The sequence below is a fragment of the Streptosporangium sp. 'caverna' genome (genome assembly GCF_003203775.1).
In the GTDB taxonomy this organism is placed as follows: Bacteria; Actinomycetota; Actinomycetes; order Streptosporangiales; family Streptosporangiaceae; genus Streptosporangium; species Streptosporangium subroseum.
This window is the reverse complement of record NZ_CP029711.1, coordinates 83,457-102,540: the sequence shown is the minus strand read 5'-3', so window position 1 is coordinate 102,540 and position 19,084 is coordinate 83,457. Positions and strand designations below refer to the sequence as shown.

Genomic DNA, 19,084 nt, shown 5'->3' with positions numbered 1-19,084 from the left:
CACGGCAACAGGGGCGCGGTGCGCCGGTCGCGCTGGGCCGCCATGGACATGGGAACACGTCCCGCGTCCCGGAACGCATCGCGGAACAGGGCGGAGCAGAAGAGGAGCGGCACCTGGTCGCCGGAGCGCGTGATCAGGTGCCGCTGTCCTTCGGCGCCTGCGCGTCCACTCAGCCGGCCACCTCGGTGGGCTCCTCCACGACGGCCCCCCGCACTTGGCCCAGGGTGTGTACGACGTGCCGCACGATCTCCTCGTCGGCCCCCCGGCCCCGTAGCACCGTCACCAGGTGGTCGCCGACCTTGTCGTAGTGCTCTCCCGTGATGCCCAATCCCCTGTGCGCGTCGGCCAGTTCACGGCCTTCGTACGGCTTCGGACCGCCGAGCACCGAACCGAGCAGGGCGACCATGTGCCGCTTGAGGCTCGGCATATCCACATCGGCGAAATACGGCTTGAGGTCGTCGTCGTCGAGCACGGCCACGTAGAAGCGGTCGACCACTTCTCGGACGGCCGAAGCGCCACCTATCGACTCGTAGTACGGAGACGGATCCACCACAGGGACCTCCCGGATATCGCACATATGGCCGCACAACCCTCGTCACGGCGATGTGTGCTTCGCGTTGATTGTTTGACCCCTCTCGACGACCACGCGTCACGGGTGGGCGACCACACCCCCTGCACCTGCGAGAACCATCGAGCGGTGGCCTCGAAGGATGAGGAACGGTCGAGCAACCCGGCGGAGGACCGCGCGACAGGAACGCACTGTGCGATCTCCGCGGTCACCCTCCCCGAGGCCGGGCAGGCCATGAAATTCCCTGCGGCGCTCAAGGTCGCAACGCGTTGATCGTTTCCAACCTTCGCCCATTTAAGCATTAATCACATTAAATGTCACAAAAACAAAAATTGCATCTTTTTGCCCACTGTTCCTAAATGTTGCATTTTAGTGCATTAACCCCATTAAGCAGGAAACCATCGCATCCGCCCGACAGCGATCGTCCCTGCCATCCGGGTTCCAGAAAGCCCGAAAGGGACAACGACCGACGAGGTGCGCGTTTCCAACCCTTTCGGCGCGGCGGGCACGACCCGCGACACCTTCGGCCCCGCCGCGCTCCGGGGACCCGCAAAGATGACGACCGTCGAGTTCAAGCAGCCCTTCGGCCACCGCAAGATCGTCGACGGTGCCGAGCCTTGAGTCCGGTACGGCTCCCGCGGCGCGGGAGCCGTACCGCTGTTTTCACCGGATCAGCGGCAGGTGCCGCTGCTGTCCTTCAGGTGGCAGCCGGAGGGAAGCACCGGTCGCTCGTCGGTCCAGCCCACCTCACTGACGGTGGTGTCAATGAGCGCCGTGCCCTTCGGAAACCCGTCCTCCGCGCGCACCGTGAGATACCGCGCACCAATTCTCCTACCGGTCAGGGAGTCCAGGAGGGTCTCATGCGTGACCGGGACCTCATGGCTGCCGAACTCAAGCTGGGTGGTCTCTCGCAGCTCGTTGTCGCGGAGATCGGCCACGAGGGCGGAGCGGCCCAGCGAATCGACGGTCTCGCGGACTGCCACGCCTCCGGGCAGTTCCGCGTACATCCGGAGCAACGTCGCCCGGACGGCGGGACGGACCGGCAGCCCGAGCATATCCGGCACGGCTTCCACGAGGAATTCCTCAAAGCTGTCCTTGGAGAGTGCTTTGATGCCCCGTTTCACCTGTGCCGCGTGATATCCGGCCAGGCGCTTCCTCAAGAGAGCCGGATCGGCCGGGAGAGCCGCCAACCCCGCGAGGGTGAAGGAGGACACGGAGTGATCGAGGAGCTGTCCTTTGGAAGACACCCAGAACATGAACCCCGGGGGCATCTTCTCACCCTTGGTGGCGGTCATCTCGCAGCCGGAGGATTTCGGTGGTACGCATCCGACCGGTATCTTCCACTGCTTCGGAGAGCCCTGCTCACGCCAGATCCGCTCATCCCGCGAGGTGAGCGGCTCATAACCCGTCGTCCGTATCTCCTGGACGGAATGCGCCCCGGGCTTGACCGGGGTCCACTCGCGCATGTCCATCGTGGAGCCGATCAAGTAGCGGGCGGAGGCCGGGCCCATCGGTGTCGGCTCCCTGGAGAGGGTCCGCGTCCTCCAGTAGGCACCGGTCTCGACGGGCAGCCTCTCCACCCTGTCCGCGAGTTCCAGAAGCAGTCGCGTGCCGCTCCTCGGCGTCGGCGTCGGCGTCGCCGAGGCCGAGGCCGACGCGGGAGCCGACACGGGAGCCGGCGCGTGGGTCAGGAGGCTCGCGGCCAGGGCGGCCGCGGTGACGACGGCGGCGGTGGCCGTGGCGGCTCCGACGATCAGCGTCCAGGTGCGGCGCGGGCGGCGCCGTACCTCGTGGGCGGCCAGGCGGGCACGGGCGCGGGCGACGACCTCGGGCGCGGGCGGCGGCGCGTCCGGCAGCGAGGACTCCAGCAGGGTGATCTCATCCATCGTGGGCCTCCTTCAGCGGGTTGACGTCGCCCAGCGCCTTGCGGAGCTGTTTGCGCGCCCGGTTCAGCCGGGACGCCACGGTCCCGTACGGGATGCCGAGGGCGGCGGCCACCTCGGCGTGGGTGAGCTCGGCGAGGGCGACGAGCAGGACCACGTCGCGGTCGCGCTTGGCGAGACCGGCCAGCGCCCCCGCGAGCCGGCCCGTCACCTGCCCCGCGGCGACCTTGGTGGCGACGACGCTCTCGTGGCTCTCCACGCGCTCGTCCGTCCCGGACCGGCTGAGCGCCCTCCACCGGCGTACCTCGCTCCGGCGGTGCCTGGCCAGGATGTTGGTGGCGATGCCGTACAGCCAGGGCCGGACCCCGCCCCGGGCGGCGTCGAAGCGGTCGCGGTCGCGGAAGGCTGCGAGGAAGGTGTCGGCCGCGAGGTCGTCGGCGGCGTTGACGTCCAGGCGCCGCGCGATGTAGCGATGGATCTCGGCGAAGTGGGCGTTGAACACCTGGTCGAAATCGTCGCGTGGCGACCACTCGCCGATCTCGGGCCGCGGCCCGAGATCAGGGGGAGCGATCATGCGTCTTCCTTCGTTGTAGGGGGACAGAAGGCGCCCCCGGCCGCGCCGGGAGACGTCCCTTGTTGCCCGGAAGCCGGGAATGCTTTCACGCGAACGAAGGTTGAGCCCACTAGACTCAAGTCGTTTGACAAACGTCACTCGAGACTCCAGTATGAGTCGCATCGACTCAACTTTGACTACAAGGACGTACTCATGGCACGTGCGGTAGGTATCGACCTGGGGACGACCAACTCCGTCGTCTCGATCCTCGAGGGCGGTGAGCCCACCGTCATCGCCAACGCGCAGGGCTCGCGGACCACCCCGTCTGTGGTCGCCTTTGCGAAGAACGGCGAGGTTCTTGTCGGCGAGGTCGCCAAGCGACAGGCCGTCACCAACGTGGACCGGACGATCCGTTCGGTCAAGCGGGAGATGGGCACGAACTGGTCCGTCGAGATCGACGGCAAGAAGTTCTCCCCGCAGCAGATCAGCGCCTTCGTTCTGCAGAAGCTCAAGCAGGACGCCGAGGCCTACCTGGGCGAGAAGATCACCGACGCGGTGATCACCGTCCCGGCTTACTTCAACGACGCCCAGCGTCAGGCGACCCAGGAAGCCGGCACCATCGCCGGCCTCAACGTGCTCCGCATCATCAACGAGCCCACCGCTGCGGCGCTCGCCTACGGCCTCGACAAGGAGAAGGACGAGACCATCCTCGTCTTCGACCTCGGCGGCGGCACCTTCGACGTGTCCCTGCTCGACGTCGGCCAGGAGGACGGCCACGGCTTCGTCGAGGTCAAGGCCACCAGCGGCGACAACCACCTCGGTGGCGACGACTGGGACCAGCGCGTCGTCGACGAGCTCGCGACCCGCTTCAAGAACGCGCACGGCGTCGACCTGACCAAGGACAAGATGGCCCTTCAGCGCCTGCGTGAGGCCGCTGAGAAGGCCAAGATCGAGCTCTCCAGCCAGTCGGAGACCTCCATCAACCTGCCCTACATCACCGCTTCGGCCGAGGGTCCCCTCCACCTGGAGGAGAAGCTCACCCGCGCCGAGTTCCAGCGGATCACCGCCGACCTGCTCGAGCGGTGCAAGGGCCCGTTCAACCAGGTCATCAAGGACGCCGGGATCAAGGTCTCCGACATCGCCCACGTGGTGCTCGTCGGCGGCTCGACCCGCATGCCCGCCGTCGTCGACCTCGTCAAGGGTCTGACCGCCGGCCAGGAGCCCAACAAGGGCGTCAACCCGGACGAGGTCGTGGCCATCGGCGCCGCCCTCCAGGCCGGCGTGCTCAAGGGCGAGGTCAAGGACGTCCTGCTGCTCGATGTGACCCCGCTGTCGCTGGGCATCGAGACCAAGGGCGGGATCTTCACGAAGATCATCGAGCGCAACACCACGATCCCGACCAAGCGCTCCGAGGTCTTCACCACGGCCGAGGACAACCAGCCGTCGGTGCAGATCCAGGTCTACCAGGGCGAGCGTGAGATCGCGGCCTACAACAAGAAGCTGGCCACCTTCGAGCTGACCGGCATCGCCCCGGCGCCGCGCGGCATCCCGCAGGTCGAGGTCACCTTCGACATCGACGCCAACGGCATCGTCAACGTCTCCGCCAAGGACCTCGGCACCGGCAAGGAGCAGACGATGACGATCACCGGCGGCTCCGCGCTGCCGAAGGACGACATCGAGCGCATGATGCGCGAGGCCGAGTCCTACGCCGAAGAGGACAAGCAGCGCCGCGAAGAGGCCGAGACGCGCAACAACGCCGACTCGCTCGTCTACCAGACCGAGAAGTTCCTCGGCGAGAACGCCGAGAAGGTTCCGGACGACATCAAGACCGAGGTCAACGACGCCCTCACCGAGCTGAAGAAGACGCTCGAGGGCACCGACTCGGCCGCGATCCGCGCCTCCGCGGAGAAGCTCGCCACGGTCAGCCAGAAGATGGGTTCGGCGATCTACGCTCAGGCTCAGGCGCAGGGCTCCGAAGGCCCGGCCGGCACGACCGACGCCGAGACCACGGACGGCCAGAAGGCGGACGACGATGTGGTCGAGGCCGAGATCGTGGACGACGAGCCGAAGCGCGAAGACGGCAAGAAGTGACGGTCGGAGAGCCGAGGGGAGTAAGAGCGTGAGCACGCGCGAGAACGGTTCCGAGGAGGAGCCGGTTATCCGCGACAACCGCAAGATCGACCCAGAGACGGGGCAGGCGCGTCAGCCGAAGCCCGCGGGCGAGACGGCCGAGCAGGCCGGGGAGCAGGCCGACCAGCCCTCCCTGGCCGACAACCTGGCCTCGATCGAGCTGGCCACCCAGCTCGCCGAGCGCACCGCGGACCTGCAGCGTCTCCAGGCGGAGTATTCCAACTACCGCAAGCGGGTGGAGCGTGACCGGGCGGCCGTCAGGGAGCAGGCGGTGGCCGGCGCCCTGGTCGAGCTGCTTCCGGTCCTCGACGACATCGGCCGTGCCCGTGACCACGGAGAGCTCACCGGCGGCTTCGCCAAGGTGAGCGAGTCCCTGGAGGCGGCCACCGGGAAGCTGGGACTGACGACCTTCGGCACCAAGGGCGAGCCCTTCGACCCGACGGTGCACGAGGCGCTGATCCACAGCTACTCCCCCGACGTCACCGAGCCGACCTGCGTGGAGATCCTGCAGCCCGGTTACCGGATCGGCGAGCGCGTGCTCCGCCCCGCGCGGGTCGCGGTCGCGGAGCCCGAAGAGCCCGTCGCGGGCGACAACTGACACCCCCGTATTTGATCTCTGAGAAGGAACGCGGATGAGCACCAAGGACTACCTGGAGAAGGACTACTACGCCGTCCTTGGTGTGCCCAAGACCGCCACCGCGGATGAGATCAAGAAGGCCTACCGGAAACTGGCCAGGCAGTATCACCCGGACGCCAATCCCGGGAGTTCGGCGGCCTCGGAGAGCACCGCCAAGTTCAAGGAGGTCTCCGAGGCCTACGACATCCTGTCCGACACCAAGCGCCGCAAGGAGTACGACGAGGCGCGGACGCTGTTCGGATCGGGGGTCGGGGGTTACGCGGGGGGCGCCGGCGCTCCCCGCGGCGGGTTCCCCTTCGACCTGGGGGACCTGTTCGGCGGCACGCACCAGCAGCAGAGCGGCACCGGAGAGCGCATCGGCGACATCTTCGGCGGCCTCTTCAACCGGGGCGGCACGGGCCGTACCGGCGGGACGACCACCAGGGCGCGGCGCGGCCAGGACATCGAGTCCGAGGTCACGCTCTCCTTCGGCGAGGCGGTCGAGGGCGCCACGGTGTCGCTCCGCCTCACCAGCTCCTCCGCGTGTACGGCGTGCGGCGGCACCGGCGCCAAGGCCGGAACCACCCCGCGGGTCTGCCCGACCTGTGAGGGCACCGGCGCGGCCAGCCGGAACCTGGGCAACTTCGCCTTCTCCGAGCCGTGCCGCGACTGCAAGGGCCGCGGCCTGCTGGTGGACGACCCGTGCCCGGTGTGCGAGGGAAGCGGGCGGGGCAAGAGCACCCGCACGATCCAGGCGCGCATCCCGGCGGGGGTCGGCGACGGCCAGCGCATCAAGATCAAGGCCAAGGGCGCTCCCGGCGAGAACGGCGGCCCGGCCGGTGACCTGTACGTCCTGATCCACGTCAAGCCGCACCCGGTGTTCGGCAGGACGGGTGAGAACCTCACGGTCACCGTTCCGGTCACCTTCACCGAGGCCGCGCTCGGCGCCGAGATCAAGGTGCCGATCCTCAAGGGGCTGCCGGTCACGCTGCGCATCCCCGAGGGCACCCCCAACGGCCGCACCTTCCGGGTGCGGGGCAGGGGCGTGGCCCGCAAGGACGGCACCAAGGGCGACCTGCTCGCCACGGTCGAGGTTCTGGTGCCGCAGCAACTGGAGGACAAGGCGCGCGGCGCCCTGGAGGAGTTCCGCGACGCCACGGCGGGTGGTGACCCGAGGGCCGAGCTGATCCAACAGGCCAGAGGCGAGTAGCCATGGAAGCCAACTATTTCGATCTCTCAGACGACACACCCGTCTACGTGATCTCGGTGGCCGCCCAGCTGTCGGGTCTGCATCCGCAGACCCTGCGCCAGTACGACCGTCTCGGCCTGGTCAGTCCTGGCCGGACCGCGGGTCGCGGGCGCCTCTACTCCACCCGCGACATCGTGATGCTCCGCGAGGTTCAGAGGCTCTCCCAGGAGGAGGGCATCAACCTCGCGGGCATCAAGCGGATCCTGTCGCTGGAGACCGAGGCGCTGCGCCTGCGCGACGAGAACCACCGTCTGCGCGCGGAGATGACCATGATCCGCGCCCTGATCCAGTACCAACTGCCACCCGCCTGACTCCATGAGGTCCCGGGGGGGCTTTACCGCCAAACGGAGCGAGGCACACAAGCATGGACTACAAGCTCACGCAGAAGAGCCAGGAGGCGGTCTCGTCCGCCATCCGCCGGGCCGCCGCCGAGGGTAACCCGGAGGTCGCCCCGGCCCACCTTTTCACCTCGCTGCTGGCCCAGACCGGCGGCACGGCCGTACCTCTGCTGGAGGCCGTGGGCGCCGACTGGAAGAAGCTCCGCACCGAGGCCGAGGAGCGGCTCGCGGCCCTGCCCAAGGCGCAGGGCTCCACGGTCAGCGCCCCGTCGAGCTCCCGGCAGCTGCTCACCGTGCTGAACACCGCGGCCCAGCGCGCCCTCCAGCTTGAGGACGACTACGTCTCGACCGAGCACCTGCTGGTCGGCCTCGCCGCCGACGGCGGCCCGATCGCCCAGCTGCTCAAGTCGCACGGGGCCACCCCCAACGCGCTGCTGGACGCCTTCGAGCAGGTGCGCGGGCACGCCAGGGTGACCACCGCGACGCCCGAGGACACCTACCAGGCGCTGGAGAAGTACGGCATCGACCTGACCGAGCGGGCCAGGGCGGGCAAGCTCGACCCCGTGATCGGGCGCGACTCGGAGATCCGGCGGGTCATCCAGGTGCTCAGCCGCAGGACCAAGAACAACCCGGTGCTCATCGGCGAGCCCGGTGTCGGCAAGACCGCCGTGGTGGAGGGGCTGGCCCAGCGGATCATCGCGGGTGACGTGCCCTCCAGCCTGCGCGACAAGCGTCTGATCGCGTTGGACCTGTCAGCGATGGTCGCCGGCGCCAAGTACCGGGGTGAGTTCGAGGAGCGCCTCAAGGCCGTGCTCGGCGAGATCAAGGAGAGTGACGGCCAGATCGTCACCTTCATCGACGAGCTGCACACCATGGTCGGCGCGGGCGCCGCGGAGGGCGCGATGGACGCGGGCAACATGCTCAAGCCCATGCTCGCCCGGGGCGAGCTGCGGATGATCGGCGCGACGACGCTCGACGAATACCGCGAGCGCATCGAGAAGGACCCCGCGCTGGAGCGGCGTTTCCAGCAGATCTACGTGGGCGAGCCCAACGTCGAGGACACCATCGCCATCCTGCGCGGCCTCAAGGGCCGCTACGAGGCGCACCACCAGGTCCAGATCGCCGACGGCGCGCTCGTGGCCGCCGCCGCCCTCTCCGACCGCTACATCACCTCCAGGTTCCTCCCGGACAAGGCGATCGACCTCATCGACGAGGCCGCCTCCCGGCTCCGCATGGAGATCGACTCCCGCCCCGTGGAGATCGACCAGCTCCAGCGGAACGTGGACCGGATGAAGATGGAGGAGCTCGCGCTCGCCAAGGAGACCGACGAGAGCAGCGTCCAGCGGCGGGAGCGGCTCCGCAGGGAGCTCGCCGACCGCCAGGAGGAGCTCAACGGCCTGGTCGGCCGCTGGGAGCGGGAGAAGGCCGGGCTCAACCGGCTCGGCGACCTCAAGAAGCAGATCGACGAGGTGCGCGGCGCCGCCGAGCGGGCGCAGCGCGACGGTGACTTCGAGGCCGCCTCGCGGCTGATGTACGCCGAGGTGCCCAAGCTGGAGGCCGAGCTCGCCGAGGCCAGCACCGCCGCCCAGCCCGAGAACCCGATGGTCAAGGAGGAGGTCGGCCCCGACGACATCGCCCAGGTCATCTCCTCGTGGACCGGCATCCCCGCCGGCCGCCTGCTCGAAGGCGAGACCAGCAAGCTGCTCCGCATGGAGGAGGAGCTCGGCAAGCGTCTGATCGGCCAGAAGCAGGCCGTCCAGGCGGTCTCCGACGCCGTACGGCGGGCACGCGCGGGCATCTCCGACCCCGACCGGCCGACCGGCAGCTTCCTGTTCCTCGGTCCGACGGGCGTCGGCAAGACCGAGCTGGCCAAGGCTCTGGCGGACTTCCTGTTCGACGACGAGCGGGCGATGGTCCGCATCGACATGAGCGAGTACGGCGAGAAGCACAGCGTCGCGCGCCTTGTCGGAGCCCCGCCCGGCTACGTGGGTTACGAGGAGGGCGGCCAGCTCACCGAGGCCGTGCGGCGCAGGCCGTACACCGTGGTGTTGCTGGACGAGGTCGAGAAGGCCCACCCCGAGGTCTTCGACGTCCTGCTCCAGGTCCTCGACGACGGACGGCTCACCGACGGGCAGGGCAGAACCGTCGACTTCCGCAACGTGATCCTGGTCCTCACCTCCAACATCGGCTCGCAGTTCCTCGTGGACCCGCAGCTGGACAAGGAGACCCAGCGGAAGTCCGTGATGGACGCGGTGAGAAACGCCTTCAAGCCCGAGTTCCTCAACCGGCTCGACGACGTGATCCTGTTCGACGCCCTCGGCACGGAGGAGCTGTCCAGGATCGTGGACCTCCAGGTGGCGCACCTGGCCGGGCGGCTGGCCGATCGGCGGCTCACCCTGACCGTGACCCCGGCGGCGCGCGACTGGCTGGCCCTGACCGGCTACGACCCGTTGTACGGCGCGCGCCCCCTCCGCCGCCTCATCCAGTCGGCGATCGGCGACAAGCTGGCCAAGCAGGTGCTCTCCGGCGAGGTCCATGACGGGGACCAGGTCCTGGTCGACCTCGACGAGGCGAACGACACCCTGGCGATCGGCCCGGTAATGGCTTAACCATCGTTGGTCCAAACAGATCCCTGGTCAAGACCCCACTGTTACGTTCGGCACTCATCCGATTACCGAAAACGAACAGGGAAACGCGCATGTCGAACGCATCACGGAACATCCGGGGGATCCTCGCGGTGGCGGCGCTCACGGCCAGTGTGAGCTGGACGGTGACCGCTCCGGCATCGGCGGGGGTCACGCCCTGCCAGGGCCGGGATGTGGTGAACGTGGTGACGCCGGGATACCCCGCGTATCCCGGCTACCCCGGCTACCCCGGCTACACAGCCGGGGTCTGCGACGAGATCGGCGGCGTCGGGGTCATCACACCCGGCGGCGAGACGATGACCCCGGCCGGTGACGGGACGACGACCTTCGCCGGCGGCGGGGCGCCGAGGCCCGTGGACCGGTTCGCCCGGGCCGCGGGTCTGCCCGGCCTCTCCTGGACCTCCGGGGCGGTCGGCTTCACCGACGCCGGGGACGCCTCCTTCCAGTCCTCGCCCTTCGGCCAGCCGTACACCACCGGTTCCCCGTGGGTCGGCACCATGTCCACCACCCCGGACCTGCCCGGCCTGCCGGGCGCACCGGGCGGGCCGGACACCGGGCTGGACGGGTCCCGGTTCCGGGTCTCCCGGATCCAGGACCTCCCCGGACCGAACGGTGCGCCGACCGGCGACGTGCCGCTGCCGGGACCGATCCCGGTGGTGGTCGGCACGGAGAACCTGCCCGGCACGGACCTGCCCGGCGCGAGTCTGTCCGGTACGGACCTTCCCGGCACTGACCTTCCCGGCACGGACGCCAACCCGCCCGGCACGAACCTCCCCGGCACAAACCTTCCCGGCGCGGACGCGGACCTGCCCGGCACGGATCTACCCGGCGCCGACACGGACCTGCCCGGCATGATCGAGCCGGAGGGCCCGGCCGCGCCCGAGGCCCCCGCGGGCGGCGCCACCCCGCAGGAAGGCACGGAGGTCACCCCTCTGGAGGGCGCGGCGGTCGCCCCGCAGGAGGGCCCGGCGCGGGCCTCCGAGCACCCGGTCCTTGACGCGGTGTCCAGCGATCTCGGGCTCCGCTAGCCGGCGGCCGGATCACCCGTGGGTAAGGGCCGTGATCCGGGGGGCTCCCCGGGTCACGGCCCTTACCCGCCTACGCGACATCTCGACCACGTCGCACGGCGGGCTCGCCTCGTCACCGCGGCGGGCCGGCCACACCGGCGCGGCGGGCGGCCAGGCGAAGGACCGACCGCGTCATCACAACGCGACCGTCCCGGCCGGGCCGTCGCCACGACAGGCAGGCCGCGACGCCACGGTCGGGCGAAGGGCCGACCGCGGCGATCACCTCCGGCCACGCCCGTCCCGTCACCTTGACGTACCCGCCACATCGGCGCAGCGAGTCAGGCGAGAGGCCGGCCGCCTCGCCACTCAGTGCGACGTGTCCAGCAAGGCGTCGAGCTCGTCTTCAGGAAGGCCCAGATCCACCCGGATCCGATAGCGGGTCCTGAGCAGTGCGATGTGCTCCCCGCTGCCCTCCACGGCCTCATGGGCTCCCTCCGTGGCCCAGCGATGGGCCTCTCGCAGGTCTCCGTAGGCGACAAGGGTCTCGGCGAGCGTGAGCGCGGTGGCGGGGGTGACCCCGCCGTCGGCCCGTATCGCCTCGATCACCTCCCGCGCCTCATCCTGCTGTTCGAGTTCGAAGAGGGTGTCCGCAATTCCGGCTCGGGGGTCGATGCTCACCTCGCCCCCGTCATCCACCGCCCTCTGGAAACAGTCGAGAGCGTTGGCCGGCTGTCCGGCCTGCCGCCACTCCTCCGCCGCCAGCAGGAGGATCGCCGACCGCGATATGTCACCGGTCACGTATGCCTCTACCAGGGCTTCAAGCCGCCGGGCCAGGTCTTCGTGATCGTCGGCCAAAAGGGTCTGCTCAAGCAGTCGATCAAGTTGCTCACGTGTCACATGCGCCACATCGCGAGAGTACCGAGCGGCGCTCGATTTCGTCCGGACAACGGCAGGTATTGGTCACATGACCTTAGGTAAACGAGTGGTCACAGTGCGCGTGTCCCTCCAGCAAAACGGGCATATGAGCCGCGACTCCTGGTAGTGGAGTGACCTCGTTGGGAGGGCTGCGATGGGCATGTCCAAGCAGACGACCTTCACTCTGACATTCCTGGTGGCCGTTTCCGTGATCGTTCCGGGGTCCGCCGGATACCTGTCCGCCAGGATGGACGCCGTCGAGAAGGCCCGTAGCGAGCTGCTCTCCCTGGAGAACCGGCTCCGGGAGGAGAGGCACGACGCGCTGGCCGAGGAGATCGAGCTGGTCCGCCAGGCTCGGCGGTCCCGGGCCACCGCCGAACCCGCCCCGACGCCCTGCGCGGCCATGGGCCGCTCCGACCAGGAGCGGAGGAAACAACCGCCCAGGCCCACCGCGATCGTCCCCGGGCCGATGGAACACGAGGCGGAGAGATCTCTCCAGGAGAGGATCCGCGGGGAAAGACTCCTTGAGGCGAGTCTCAGCAGGGAGATCGTCAAGGAAGGGCGCCGGCTGGCCGAGCTCGAGCGCAGACGGAAGAACCGCGAACACCGGGAGAGGCTCGCCGTCCCCGGGCTGAGCACCGCCACCGAGGAGATCACGCCACCGGAGCACTACCGGAGAGCCCAGCAGGAGAGCCCGGCCCCCGAGTCACCTCACCCCGACGAACCCGCGAACTGACGGTTCAGATATCCCCGGATCAGACGCTTGGCCTCGGCCACGATCTCCGGGGCACCTTTCGGATCATGACGGAAGGCGAGCTTGAGCACCGCGTCTCCGGCCTCGACGGCGACCAGGACGGCCAGGTCGATCTTCTCGCTGTCCGCCAGGCCGTACTCCTGGAGAAGGAGGCCGCGCAGCCGTCCGGCGATCACCGTGTTGTTGTCCGACACCGCGTCGAGCAGGTTCAGATCGACCACGTCACCGAAGTGCAGGGATCGGAAACCCGGGACGGTCCTGTGCATCTCCACGTACTCGTCGATGATCGCGTCGACCGCGTCCCACCAGCCGGCGTAGTCCTCCGACAGGAAGCGCCTCCCGATCCGGGAGATGAGCCGCTCCACCTGGCGCCGGGTCACCGCCTGGATGACGGCCCGTTTGTCGGGGAAGAACTGGTAGACCGAGCCGATCGCGACTCCGGCGCGTTCGGCGATCCGGGTGGTGGACAGCGCGTCGTAGCCGACCTCGTCCAACAGATCGGCACACGCGTCGAGCATTCTCTCGACGCGTCGTGCGCTCCGTCTTTGGGTGGGCTGGCGCCGCAGCGGAGCTTCACCGGGCTCCTCGGCAGGCATGATGGACACTCCACCATCTTGCCTGTCCAGCCCCTCCAGGTCAGGTCTTATTCGTCAATCGCAAGATTTCTCCCACTCACGGGAGCCGAATGAAACTCGGCCGACGACCTCGTGTGCAGGAGGTCTCCCCGCCGGCGGTGTGACGGTCGCGGCTCGTAGACCGGCGGCCCGCGCGCAGGAGGGTCTCCCACGACCGGGCGCGTTGCCCCTTCTTCGGAACAACCCGATCAGGTCTGGAGACACCTCACGAGCCGGGCTTGGCGGTCAGGCCCGCGCAGTCGCGCAGCGCCTTCCAGCCGTTGACGGCCTGCTGCCTGCCGGCTCCGGTGATCGGAACCGGCACGCCGCCCTGGATGGAGGCGGGGGTCCACTGGTCCTTGAGCACCTTGCGCCCGTTGATGGTCAGGGTGAGCACGCCGGTCCTGCCCGTGTCCGGACCCCAGTTGTAGAAGGCGAAGTTGCCCAGGCCGTAACTGACGTAGCCGTTCTTCAGGTAACCGCTCCCGAGCAGGATGTGCGCGTGACCGCCCACCACGACGTCCGCCCCGGCCGCGACCAGCTTGGGGGCCAGGCTGAGCTGGGCCTCGTTCGGGCACTTCTGCAGTTCGGTGCCCCAGTGCAGGTGGACGATCACCGTGTCGGAGTTCTTGCGCGCCTTGCGCACCTCCTGGATCAACCGCGGCTCGTTCTTGGCCGACGCCAGGCCTCCCTGGCTGTCGGTCGCCGTCCACGCGTTGATGAACTCGGCGTCCAGCACCTGGGTCGCGCCGATGATGGCGACACGGTTGCCGTTCACCGTCGTACGCCAGGGTTTGTACGCCTCGGCCTCGTTCTTCCCCACTCCCACGATGGGGAACTTCGAGCGCTTGACGGCGGACAGGGAGTCGGCCAGTCCGCTCTGCATGTAGTCCATGCCGTGGTTGTTGGCCATGGACGCGACGTCCACCCCGGACGCCTTCAGCGCGGTCAGCGCGGCCGCGGGGGCCCGGAAGGTGAACTGCTTGCCCGGGGCGGGGGTGCCGCCGGTGGTGATCGCGGTCTCCAGGTTGACCATCGCCAGATCGGAGGCCTTGAGCACCTTGGCGATCGGGCCGAGCGCGGTCTTCGGGTCGGCGTCCAGCCGGGTTCTCAGCACGCCCTCGAAGTGCACGTCACCGCCGAAGGAGATGGTGTACGGCCTGCGCTCGGGCGTGGGCTTGGGCTTGGTGGAGGTGGTCGGCTTCTCCGCGACGTCGGGCGTGGCCGTCGGAACGGAGGACTCGGCCGCCGAGCAGGCCACGAGGAGCATCGCGGAGAGGGTGACAGCGGTGGCCGCGGCGAGGCGGCGAGTGAGGTACGTGTCCATCGGTATTTGAGGATGCCATCTCCTTAACACCCCGTGGGATAACTCGCCCTACGAGATTCGATTCCTCCAAACTGGGATGAATCGCTTAGTTGAATGATTCAGGTTTAAGCCATAGCGTGGGGAGCATGGAAGACGAGGACCGGCTTCGCCAGGCAGGCCTGCGGGTGACCGCGGCCCGGTTGGCGATCATGCAGACCGTACGGGAGGGCGACCACCTGGATGTGGAGGCCGTCTACCGTGGCGTGCGGGGTCGAGTCGGTCAGATCTCCCTGCAAGCCGTCTATGACTCCCTGCACTCGATGCACCGAGGAGGACTGCTCCGCCGGATAGAACCCGCGGGCAGCCCCGCCCGATATGAGGCGCGAGTCGGTGACAACCATCACCATCTCGTCTGCCGCCGGTGCGGGAAGGTCACGGACGTCGACTGCGCCGTCGGCCACGCCCCCTGTCTCGACCCTGTCTCTGATATCGGATACCTGATTGATGAGGCAGACGTCATCTTTTGGGGCATGTGCCCGGACTGTCGTTCCCAAGACGCCGAAGACTCTCGATGAAGAAGAATCCCCGGAGGACCCATCTATGAGCACCAGGCCAACCACCACGACCGACGCCGGAATCGCCGCACCGAGTGACGAGCATTCCCAGTCCATAGGCCCCAACGGGCCCCTTCTCCTGCAGGATCACTACCTGATCCAGAAGATGGCGCAGTTCAACCGGGAGCGCGTGCCCGAGCGCGTGGTCCACGCCAAGGGCGGCGGCGCGCACGGCGTCCTTCAGATCACCGAGGACGTCAGCCAGTTCACCAAGGCCGGCCTGTTCCAAAAGGGCAAGGAGACCCCGCTCTTCCTGCGCTTCTCCACGGTGGCCGGCGAGCTCGGCAGTGCCGACACCCAGCGTGACCCGCGCGGCTTCGCGATCAAGTTCTACACCGACGAGGGCAACTACGACCTCGTCGGCAACAACACGCCGATCTTCTTCATCCGCGACCCACAGAAGTTCTCGGACTTCATCCACAGCCAGAAGCGCCGTGCGGACACCAACCTGCGTGACCACAACATGCAGTGGGACTTCTGGACGAACTCCCCGGAGAGCGCCCACCAGGTCACCTTCCTGATGACCGACCGCGGCACCCCGGCGTCCTGGCGCCACATGCACGGCTTCGGCTCCCACACCTTCCTGTGGTACAACGCGGGCGGCGAGAAGTTCTGGGTCAAGTATCACTTCAGGACCGACCAGGGCATCAAGAACTTCACCGACGCCGAGGCCGGCGCCATCATCGCGCAGGACGCCGACTACCACCTCCGCGACCTGCACACCGCGATCGCGACCGGCGACCACCCGTCCTGGACGGTGAACGTCCAGGTCATGCCGTTCGAGGACGCCGCCGACTACCGGTTCAACCCGTTCGACCTGACCAAGGTGTGGCCGCACGCCGACTACCCCGAGATCACGATCGGCAGGTTCACCCTGAACCGGAACCCGGCGAACTACTTCGCCGAGGTGGAGCAGGCCGCCTTCGAGCCCGCCAACCTGGTGCCGGGCATCGGCGCGTCCCCGGACAAGATGCTCCAGGGCCGGCTGTTCTCCTACCCCGACACCCACCGCTACCGCATCGGCGCCAACTACCTGCAGCTGCCGATCAACGCGCCGAAGGTGCCCGTCCACAGCTACAACAAGGACGGCGCCATGCGCTTCAGCAACCCCGCCGACCCGGTCTACGCGCCGAACACCGCGGGTGGCCCCGTCGCCGACCCGTCGCTGTTCGAGGGTGAGAACTACCAGGTGAGCGGCGAGATCATTCGGTCCGCCTACACCCTGCACCGCGAGGACGACGACTACGCCCAGCCCCGCGCCCTGTGGGAGAACGTCCTGTCCGAGACCGACCGCTCCCACCTGGTGAGCAACGTCGTCGGCCACGCCTCCGCACCGGAGGTCACGGCCGAGATGAAGAAGCACGTCGTCGAATACTGGACCAACATCCACAAGGACCTCGGCCAGGGCGTCGCCCAGGGCCTGGGCGTCACCACCGAATAGTCACACCCGTTCGTACGGCCCGCATCTCGCCAGGGTGCGGGCCGTACGGCTGTCTCCAGGCACACGAAAGGGGCCTGACCGCCATGGGCAAGCCCCTTTCAGGAAGAAGCGTTCAGAAGTCGAACTCTCCACCCTTCACACCGCCGACGAAGGCGGCCCATTCGGCGTGATCGAACACAAGCACCGGGCCGGTCCGATTCTTGCTGTCACGCACACCGATGTTGCGCCCGGAGAGGCATGTCACCTCGACACAATTGCCGTTGGCGGCACTCCGGCTGCTCTTCTTCCAGATCAACAGGTCGACAGGATCCATGCCCGTCCTCTCATCCAAGAGCACCACGCCAAGAATTACATCGGGGCGGGGAAACACAAGGCTCTTGCATGGGATATTCCACTAACCGGGATGACTTACCGCAGACCGAGCCAGATCGCCAGAAGGAGAACCACGAGACCTGCCGCCACCGGCCAGAAAAACGACCTCGAAAGGAACGAAAGCAGCTTCCGCACCGTACGCCGGATACGTTTCTCATCGTCGGGCGGGTCCTTCGGGGGGGCCGCGCGCTCGAAGGTTTTGGCCACGCGGCACACGGTCTCCACCCAGCGGTTGATGGCGGGACCGCTGACCGTAACCCAGGCGTCCGGCTGGGCGGCCTGGCAGTTCGGGACCCGCATGACGAGCGTGTTCCCCTCCACGCCGCCATCACGCATCGTATAATCGAAACTACGAAGAGCTAGACCCGCCGTCTCGGCTCTTTCGTAGGCCTCCGTCGCGGTTCCGGCGTCATCGATCGATGCTTTGTCGGTCCTGAGCGTTGCTTGCCCGGAAGCCCCCAGATCAGTCATCCCTACCTCCCTGAGGGCATCGGCGAACTGTGGAACACAATCCCCGCCGGAAAGTTCGATCTTGAACGTGCAGCTTTTGGACCCTTTGCTAGAGGGCGTACTACCCATGATCCTTGACTCCGTCTTGTAGGGGATATTCCGACGAAGTGACCAACACATCGATCATGCCCATGACAAGATGGACCCGTGTCCGTATCGGTTGGCACTCCGCCGAACTGGTAAGGCGCCTCGATTAGCCGACCGCTACCAACGATCGCGGCTGATCGGTGTCACAGGGCCGTTCTCACTTTTCACAGTGGCGGCCGTCCAGGAAAGCGGCTCCCGGCTGTCAACCGGTGGGCCGTTTTCTGATTTCAGATTTCGCGAGCGCCGGGCCCCCTTCTCCTACAGGTCGAACTCCCCGTCCCTCACCCCCCCGACGAAAGCACCCCATTCCTCAGGGGTGAAGACCAGGACCGGCCCCGCCGAGTCCTTACTGTCCCGGACTCCCACGCGCCCCTCGCCCAGCGTCGCCACCTCGACACAGTTGCCGTTGACAGCGCTTCGCGTGCTTTTCTTCCACATCACATCATTGTGATTATTTATGTTCATAATTCTTTCCGAAAATGAGGGACAGCAACAGGTCGAAACCCGCCACTAGCTCCAGTGCTTGATTGTCTTCTTGATCAGTTCTTGTGACGCCGCCTCGTCGAGAGCCCGTTCCATCAGGTGGCCGAAGGCGCGTTCGTACATGTAGACCGTTTCCGCGTCTTCCACCAATCGTCCACCGGGAAGAGACTCCTCGTAGACGACGTCAGGGAAGTCGGGAAACGTCAGGTGCAGGAAAGCTCCGGTGGATACCGGTGGTGGAACGACTTGAGGCAGGATCCTCATCTCCACGTGCTCCAGCTCCGAGACCTCGATCAGATGGACGAGCTGGTCGCGCATGACGCGCGCGTCGCCGTACTGGTTCCTCAGCACGGATTCATGGAGAACGCTCACGTGAGTCAGCGGATCGGCCGTGTGCAGCAGCGTGCGCTGCCGCTCCGTCCGTATCTCGATCCGATCCTGAAGCCAGCTCGGCGGAAGCTGACTGGCATGCTGGCTCGCCAGCGAGAGGCTCCAGGCATACGTCTCCGTCTGGAGGAGACCGGGGACGATCTGGGGTTCCCAGCTTCGCACCACGGTGGCCTCCGCCTCCATTCCGATGAGCATGGTGTAGTCATCGGGAATGGAATTGCGATATCGCTCCCACCAGCCCTTCTGGGCGGCGTCGTGTCTCAGCGCGACAAGAACCCCCCGAAGGGCCTCCTCGACCCCGTAAAGCTCAGCGAGCGCCTCGACGTCAACCTGGCTGGCCAGCGTCTTGGCATTCTCGATGCGACTTACCTTGGCGGTCGACCAGAGCAGACGGTCGGCCACCTCGTCACCAGTCAGGTTCAGGCTTTCGCGGAGCCTGCGCAGCTCCATGCCCAGCCGACGCCGGCGAAACGCCGGACTACCGCGCTCAGACATCGCGACCTCCTTCACCATGACGGGCAGGCATGGCCTCAGCAGGAACAGAACAAATGGTAGTGCAAGTTACACGGATCGTTGCAGTGCATGTGTGAAAGATTATTGCTTCTTTCC

19 protein-coding genes and 1 pseudogene are annotated in these 19,084 nt (G+C 67.5%); 10 read left to right on the top strand and 10 right to left on the bottom strand.

Annotation, left to right across the window (positions count from 1 at the left end):
- Positions 1-169: 169 nt before the first annotated feature.
- Complete coding sequence (locus DKM19_RS00510; RefSeq protein ID WP_204358600.1) at positions 170-553, bottom strand: group 1 truncated hemoglobin; 384 nt, start codon at positions 551-553, stop codon at positions 170-172.
- Between the two features lie 489 nt (positions 554-1,042).
- On the opposite strand from DKM19_RS00510, the gene DKM19_RS49180 reads away from it, so the two are divergent.
- Complete coding sequence (locus tag DKM19_RS49180) at positions 1,043-1,189, top strand: hypothetical protein (protein WP_162641165.1); 147 nt, start codon at positions 1,043-1,045, stop codon at positions 1,187-1,189.
- A 50-nt stretch (positions 1,190-1,239) separates the two neighbouring features.
- On the opposite strand, the gene DKM19_RS00500 is transcribed toward DKM19_RS49180, so the two are convergent.
- Both DKM19_RS00500 and DKM19_RS00495 read right to left on the bottom strand, forming a co-directional pair.
- Positions 1,240-2,454 (bottom strand): CU044_5270 family protein, encoded by a 1,215-nt coding sequence (locus DKM19_RS00500; RefSeq protein WP_110693993.1) that lies wholly within the window; start codon positions 2,452-2,454, stop codon positions 1,240-1,242.
- The gene (locus DKM19_RS00495; protein WP_162641164.1) at positions 2,447-3,025 is read right to left on the bottom strand and encodes an RNA polymerase sigma factor; all 579 of its coding nucleotides are present in this window, start codon (positions 3,023-3,025) and stop codon (positions 2,447-2,449) included. Before DKM19_RS00495 ends, DKM19_RS00500 begins: the two co-directional genes overlap by 8 nt.
- Before the next feature lie 192 nt (positions 3,026-3,217).
- Here DKM19_RS00495 and dnaK point away from each other — a divergent pair, with 192 nt between their 5' ends.
- From dnaK to DKM19_RS00465, 6 genes and pseudogenes are all read left to right on the top strand, one after another.
- A complete protein-coding gene (dnaK, locus tag DKM19_RS00490; RefSeq protein ID WP_089208938.1) occupies positions 3,218-5,095 on the top strand; it encodes a molecular chaperone DnaK in 1,878 nt (625 codons plus the stop codon).
- 28 nt (positions 5,096-5,123) lie between these two features.
- Positions 5,124-5,732, top strand: a complete 609-nt coding sequence (gene grpE, locus DKM19_RS00485) for a nucleotide exchange factor GrpE (RefSeq protein WP_110693991.1) — start codon at positions 5,124-5,126, stop codon at positions 5,730-5,732.
- A 34-nt stretch (positions 5,733-5,766) separates the two neighbouring features.
- Positions 5,767-6,960: a molecular chaperone DnaJ gene (gene dnaJ / locus DKM19_RS00480; protein WP_110693990.1), complete on the top strand. Its 1,194-nt coding sequence runs from the start codon at positions 5,767-5,769 to the stop codon at positions 6,958-6,960.
- A 2-nt stretch (positions 6,961-6,962) separates the two neighbouring features.
- Positions 6,963-7,215: pseudogene (locus DKM19_RS00475) on the top strand (heat shock protein transcriptional repressor HspR); the annotation flags it as partial.
- A 148-nt stretch (positions 7,216-7,363) separates the two neighbouring features.
- Positions 7,364-9,946: an ATP-dependent chaperone ClpB gene (gene clpB, locus DKM19_RS00470; RefSeq protein WP_110693989.1), complete on the top strand. Its 2,583-nt coding sequence runs from the start codon at positions 7,364-7,366 to the stop codon at positions 9,944-9,946.
- An 89-nt stretch (positions 9,947-10,035) separates the two neighbouring features.
- Positions 10,036-11,010, top strand: a complete 975-nt coding sequence (locus DKM19_RS00465; RefSeq protein WP_110693988.1) for a pentapeptide repeat-containing protein — start codon at positions 10,036-10,038, stop codon at positions 11,008-11,010.
- A gap of 345 nt (positions 11,011-11,355) precedes the next feature.
- On the opposite strand, the gene DKM19_RS00460 is transcribed toward DKM19_RS00465, so the two are convergent.
- The gene (locus DKM19_RS00460) at positions 11,356-11,886 is read right to left on the bottom strand and encodes a tol-pal system YbgF family protein (protein ID WP_239514016.1); all 531 of its coding nucleotides are present in this window, start codon (positions 11,884-11,886) and stop codon (positions 11,356-11,358) included.
- Between the two features lie 178 nt (positions 11,887-12,064).
- On the opposite strand from DKM19_RS00460, the gene DKM19_RS00455 reads away from it, so the two are divergent.
- Complete coding sequence (locus DKM19_RS00455) at positions 12,065-12,640, top strand: hypothetical protein (RefSeq protein ID WP_162641163.1); 576 nt, start codon at positions 12,065-12,067, stop codon at positions 12,638-12,640.
- Here the strand turns inward: DKM19_RS00455 and DKM19_RS00450 are convergent.
- Both DKM19_RS00450 and DKM19_RS00445 read right to left on the bottom strand, forming a co-directional pair.
- On the bottom strand, positions 12,616-13,254 hold the full coding sequence (locus DKM19_RS00450; protein WP_089209011.1) for a TetR family transcriptional regulator: 639 nt from the start codon (positions 13,252-13,254) through the stop codon (positions 12,616-12,618). The two genes, DKM19_RS00455 and DKM19_RS00450, sit on opposite strands and share 25 nt — an antisense overlap.
- Positions 13,255-13,498: 244 nt before the next feature.
- Positions 13,499-14,599, bottom strand: a complete 1,101-nt coding sequence (locus tag DKM19_RS00445; protein ID WP_110693986.1) for a CapA family protein — start codon at positions 14,597-14,599, stop codon at positions 13,499-13,501.
- 125 nt (positions 14,600-14,724) lie between these two features.
- Here DKM19_RS00445 and DKM19_RS00440 point away from each other — a divergent pair, with 125 nt between their 5' ends.
- Together DKM19_RS00440 and DKM19_RS00435 are read left to right on the top strand one after the other, a co-directional pair.
- Positions 14,725-15,153 (top strand): Fur family transcriptional regulator, encoded by a 429-nt coding sequence (locus tag DKM19_RS00440; protein ID WP_110705394.1) that lies wholly within the window; start codon positions 14,725-14,727, stop codon positions 15,151-15,153.
- 25 nt (positions 15,154-15,178) lie between these two features.
- A complete protein-coding gene (locus DKM19_RS00435) occupies positions 15,179-16,633 on the top strand; it encodes a catalase (RefSeq protein WP_110693985.1) in 1,455 nt (484 codons plus the stop codon).
- A gap of 112 nt (positions 16,634-16,745) precedes the next feature.
- Here the strand turns inward: DKM19_RS00435 and DKM19_RS00430 are convergent, their stop codons facing one another.
- The 4 genes from DKM19_RS00430 to DKM19_RS00415 form a co-directional block, all read right to left on the bottom strand.
- Positions 16,746-16,946, bottom strand: a complete 201-nt coding sequence (locus DKM19_RS00430) for a DUF397 domain-containing protein (protein ID WP_110693984.1) — start codon at positions 16,944-16,946, stop codon at positions 16,746-16,748.
- 95 nt (positions 16,947-17,041) lie between these two features.
- On the bottom strand, positions 17,042-17,476 hold the full coding sequence (locus DKM19_RS00425) for a hypothetical protein (RefSeq protein WP_162641162.1): 435 nt from the start codon (positions 17,474-17,476) through the stop codon (positions 17,042-17,044).
- A 384-nt stretch (positions 17,477-17,860) separates the two neighbouring features.
- Positions 17,861-18,040: a DUF397 domain-containing protein gene (locus tag DKM19_RS00420; protein WP_369987732.1), complete on the bottom strand. Its 180-nt coding sequence runs from the start codon at positions 18,038-18,040 to the stop codon at positions 17,861-17,863.
- Between the two features lie 72 nt (positions 18,041-18,112).
- Positions 18,113-18,988 (bottom strand): helix-turn-helix transcriptional regulator, encoded by an 876-nt coding sequence (locus DKM19_RS00415; protein WP_204358598.1) that lies wholly within the window; start codon positions 18,986-18,988, stop codon positions 18,113-18,115.
- Positions 18,989-19,084: the final 96 nt, after the last annotated feature.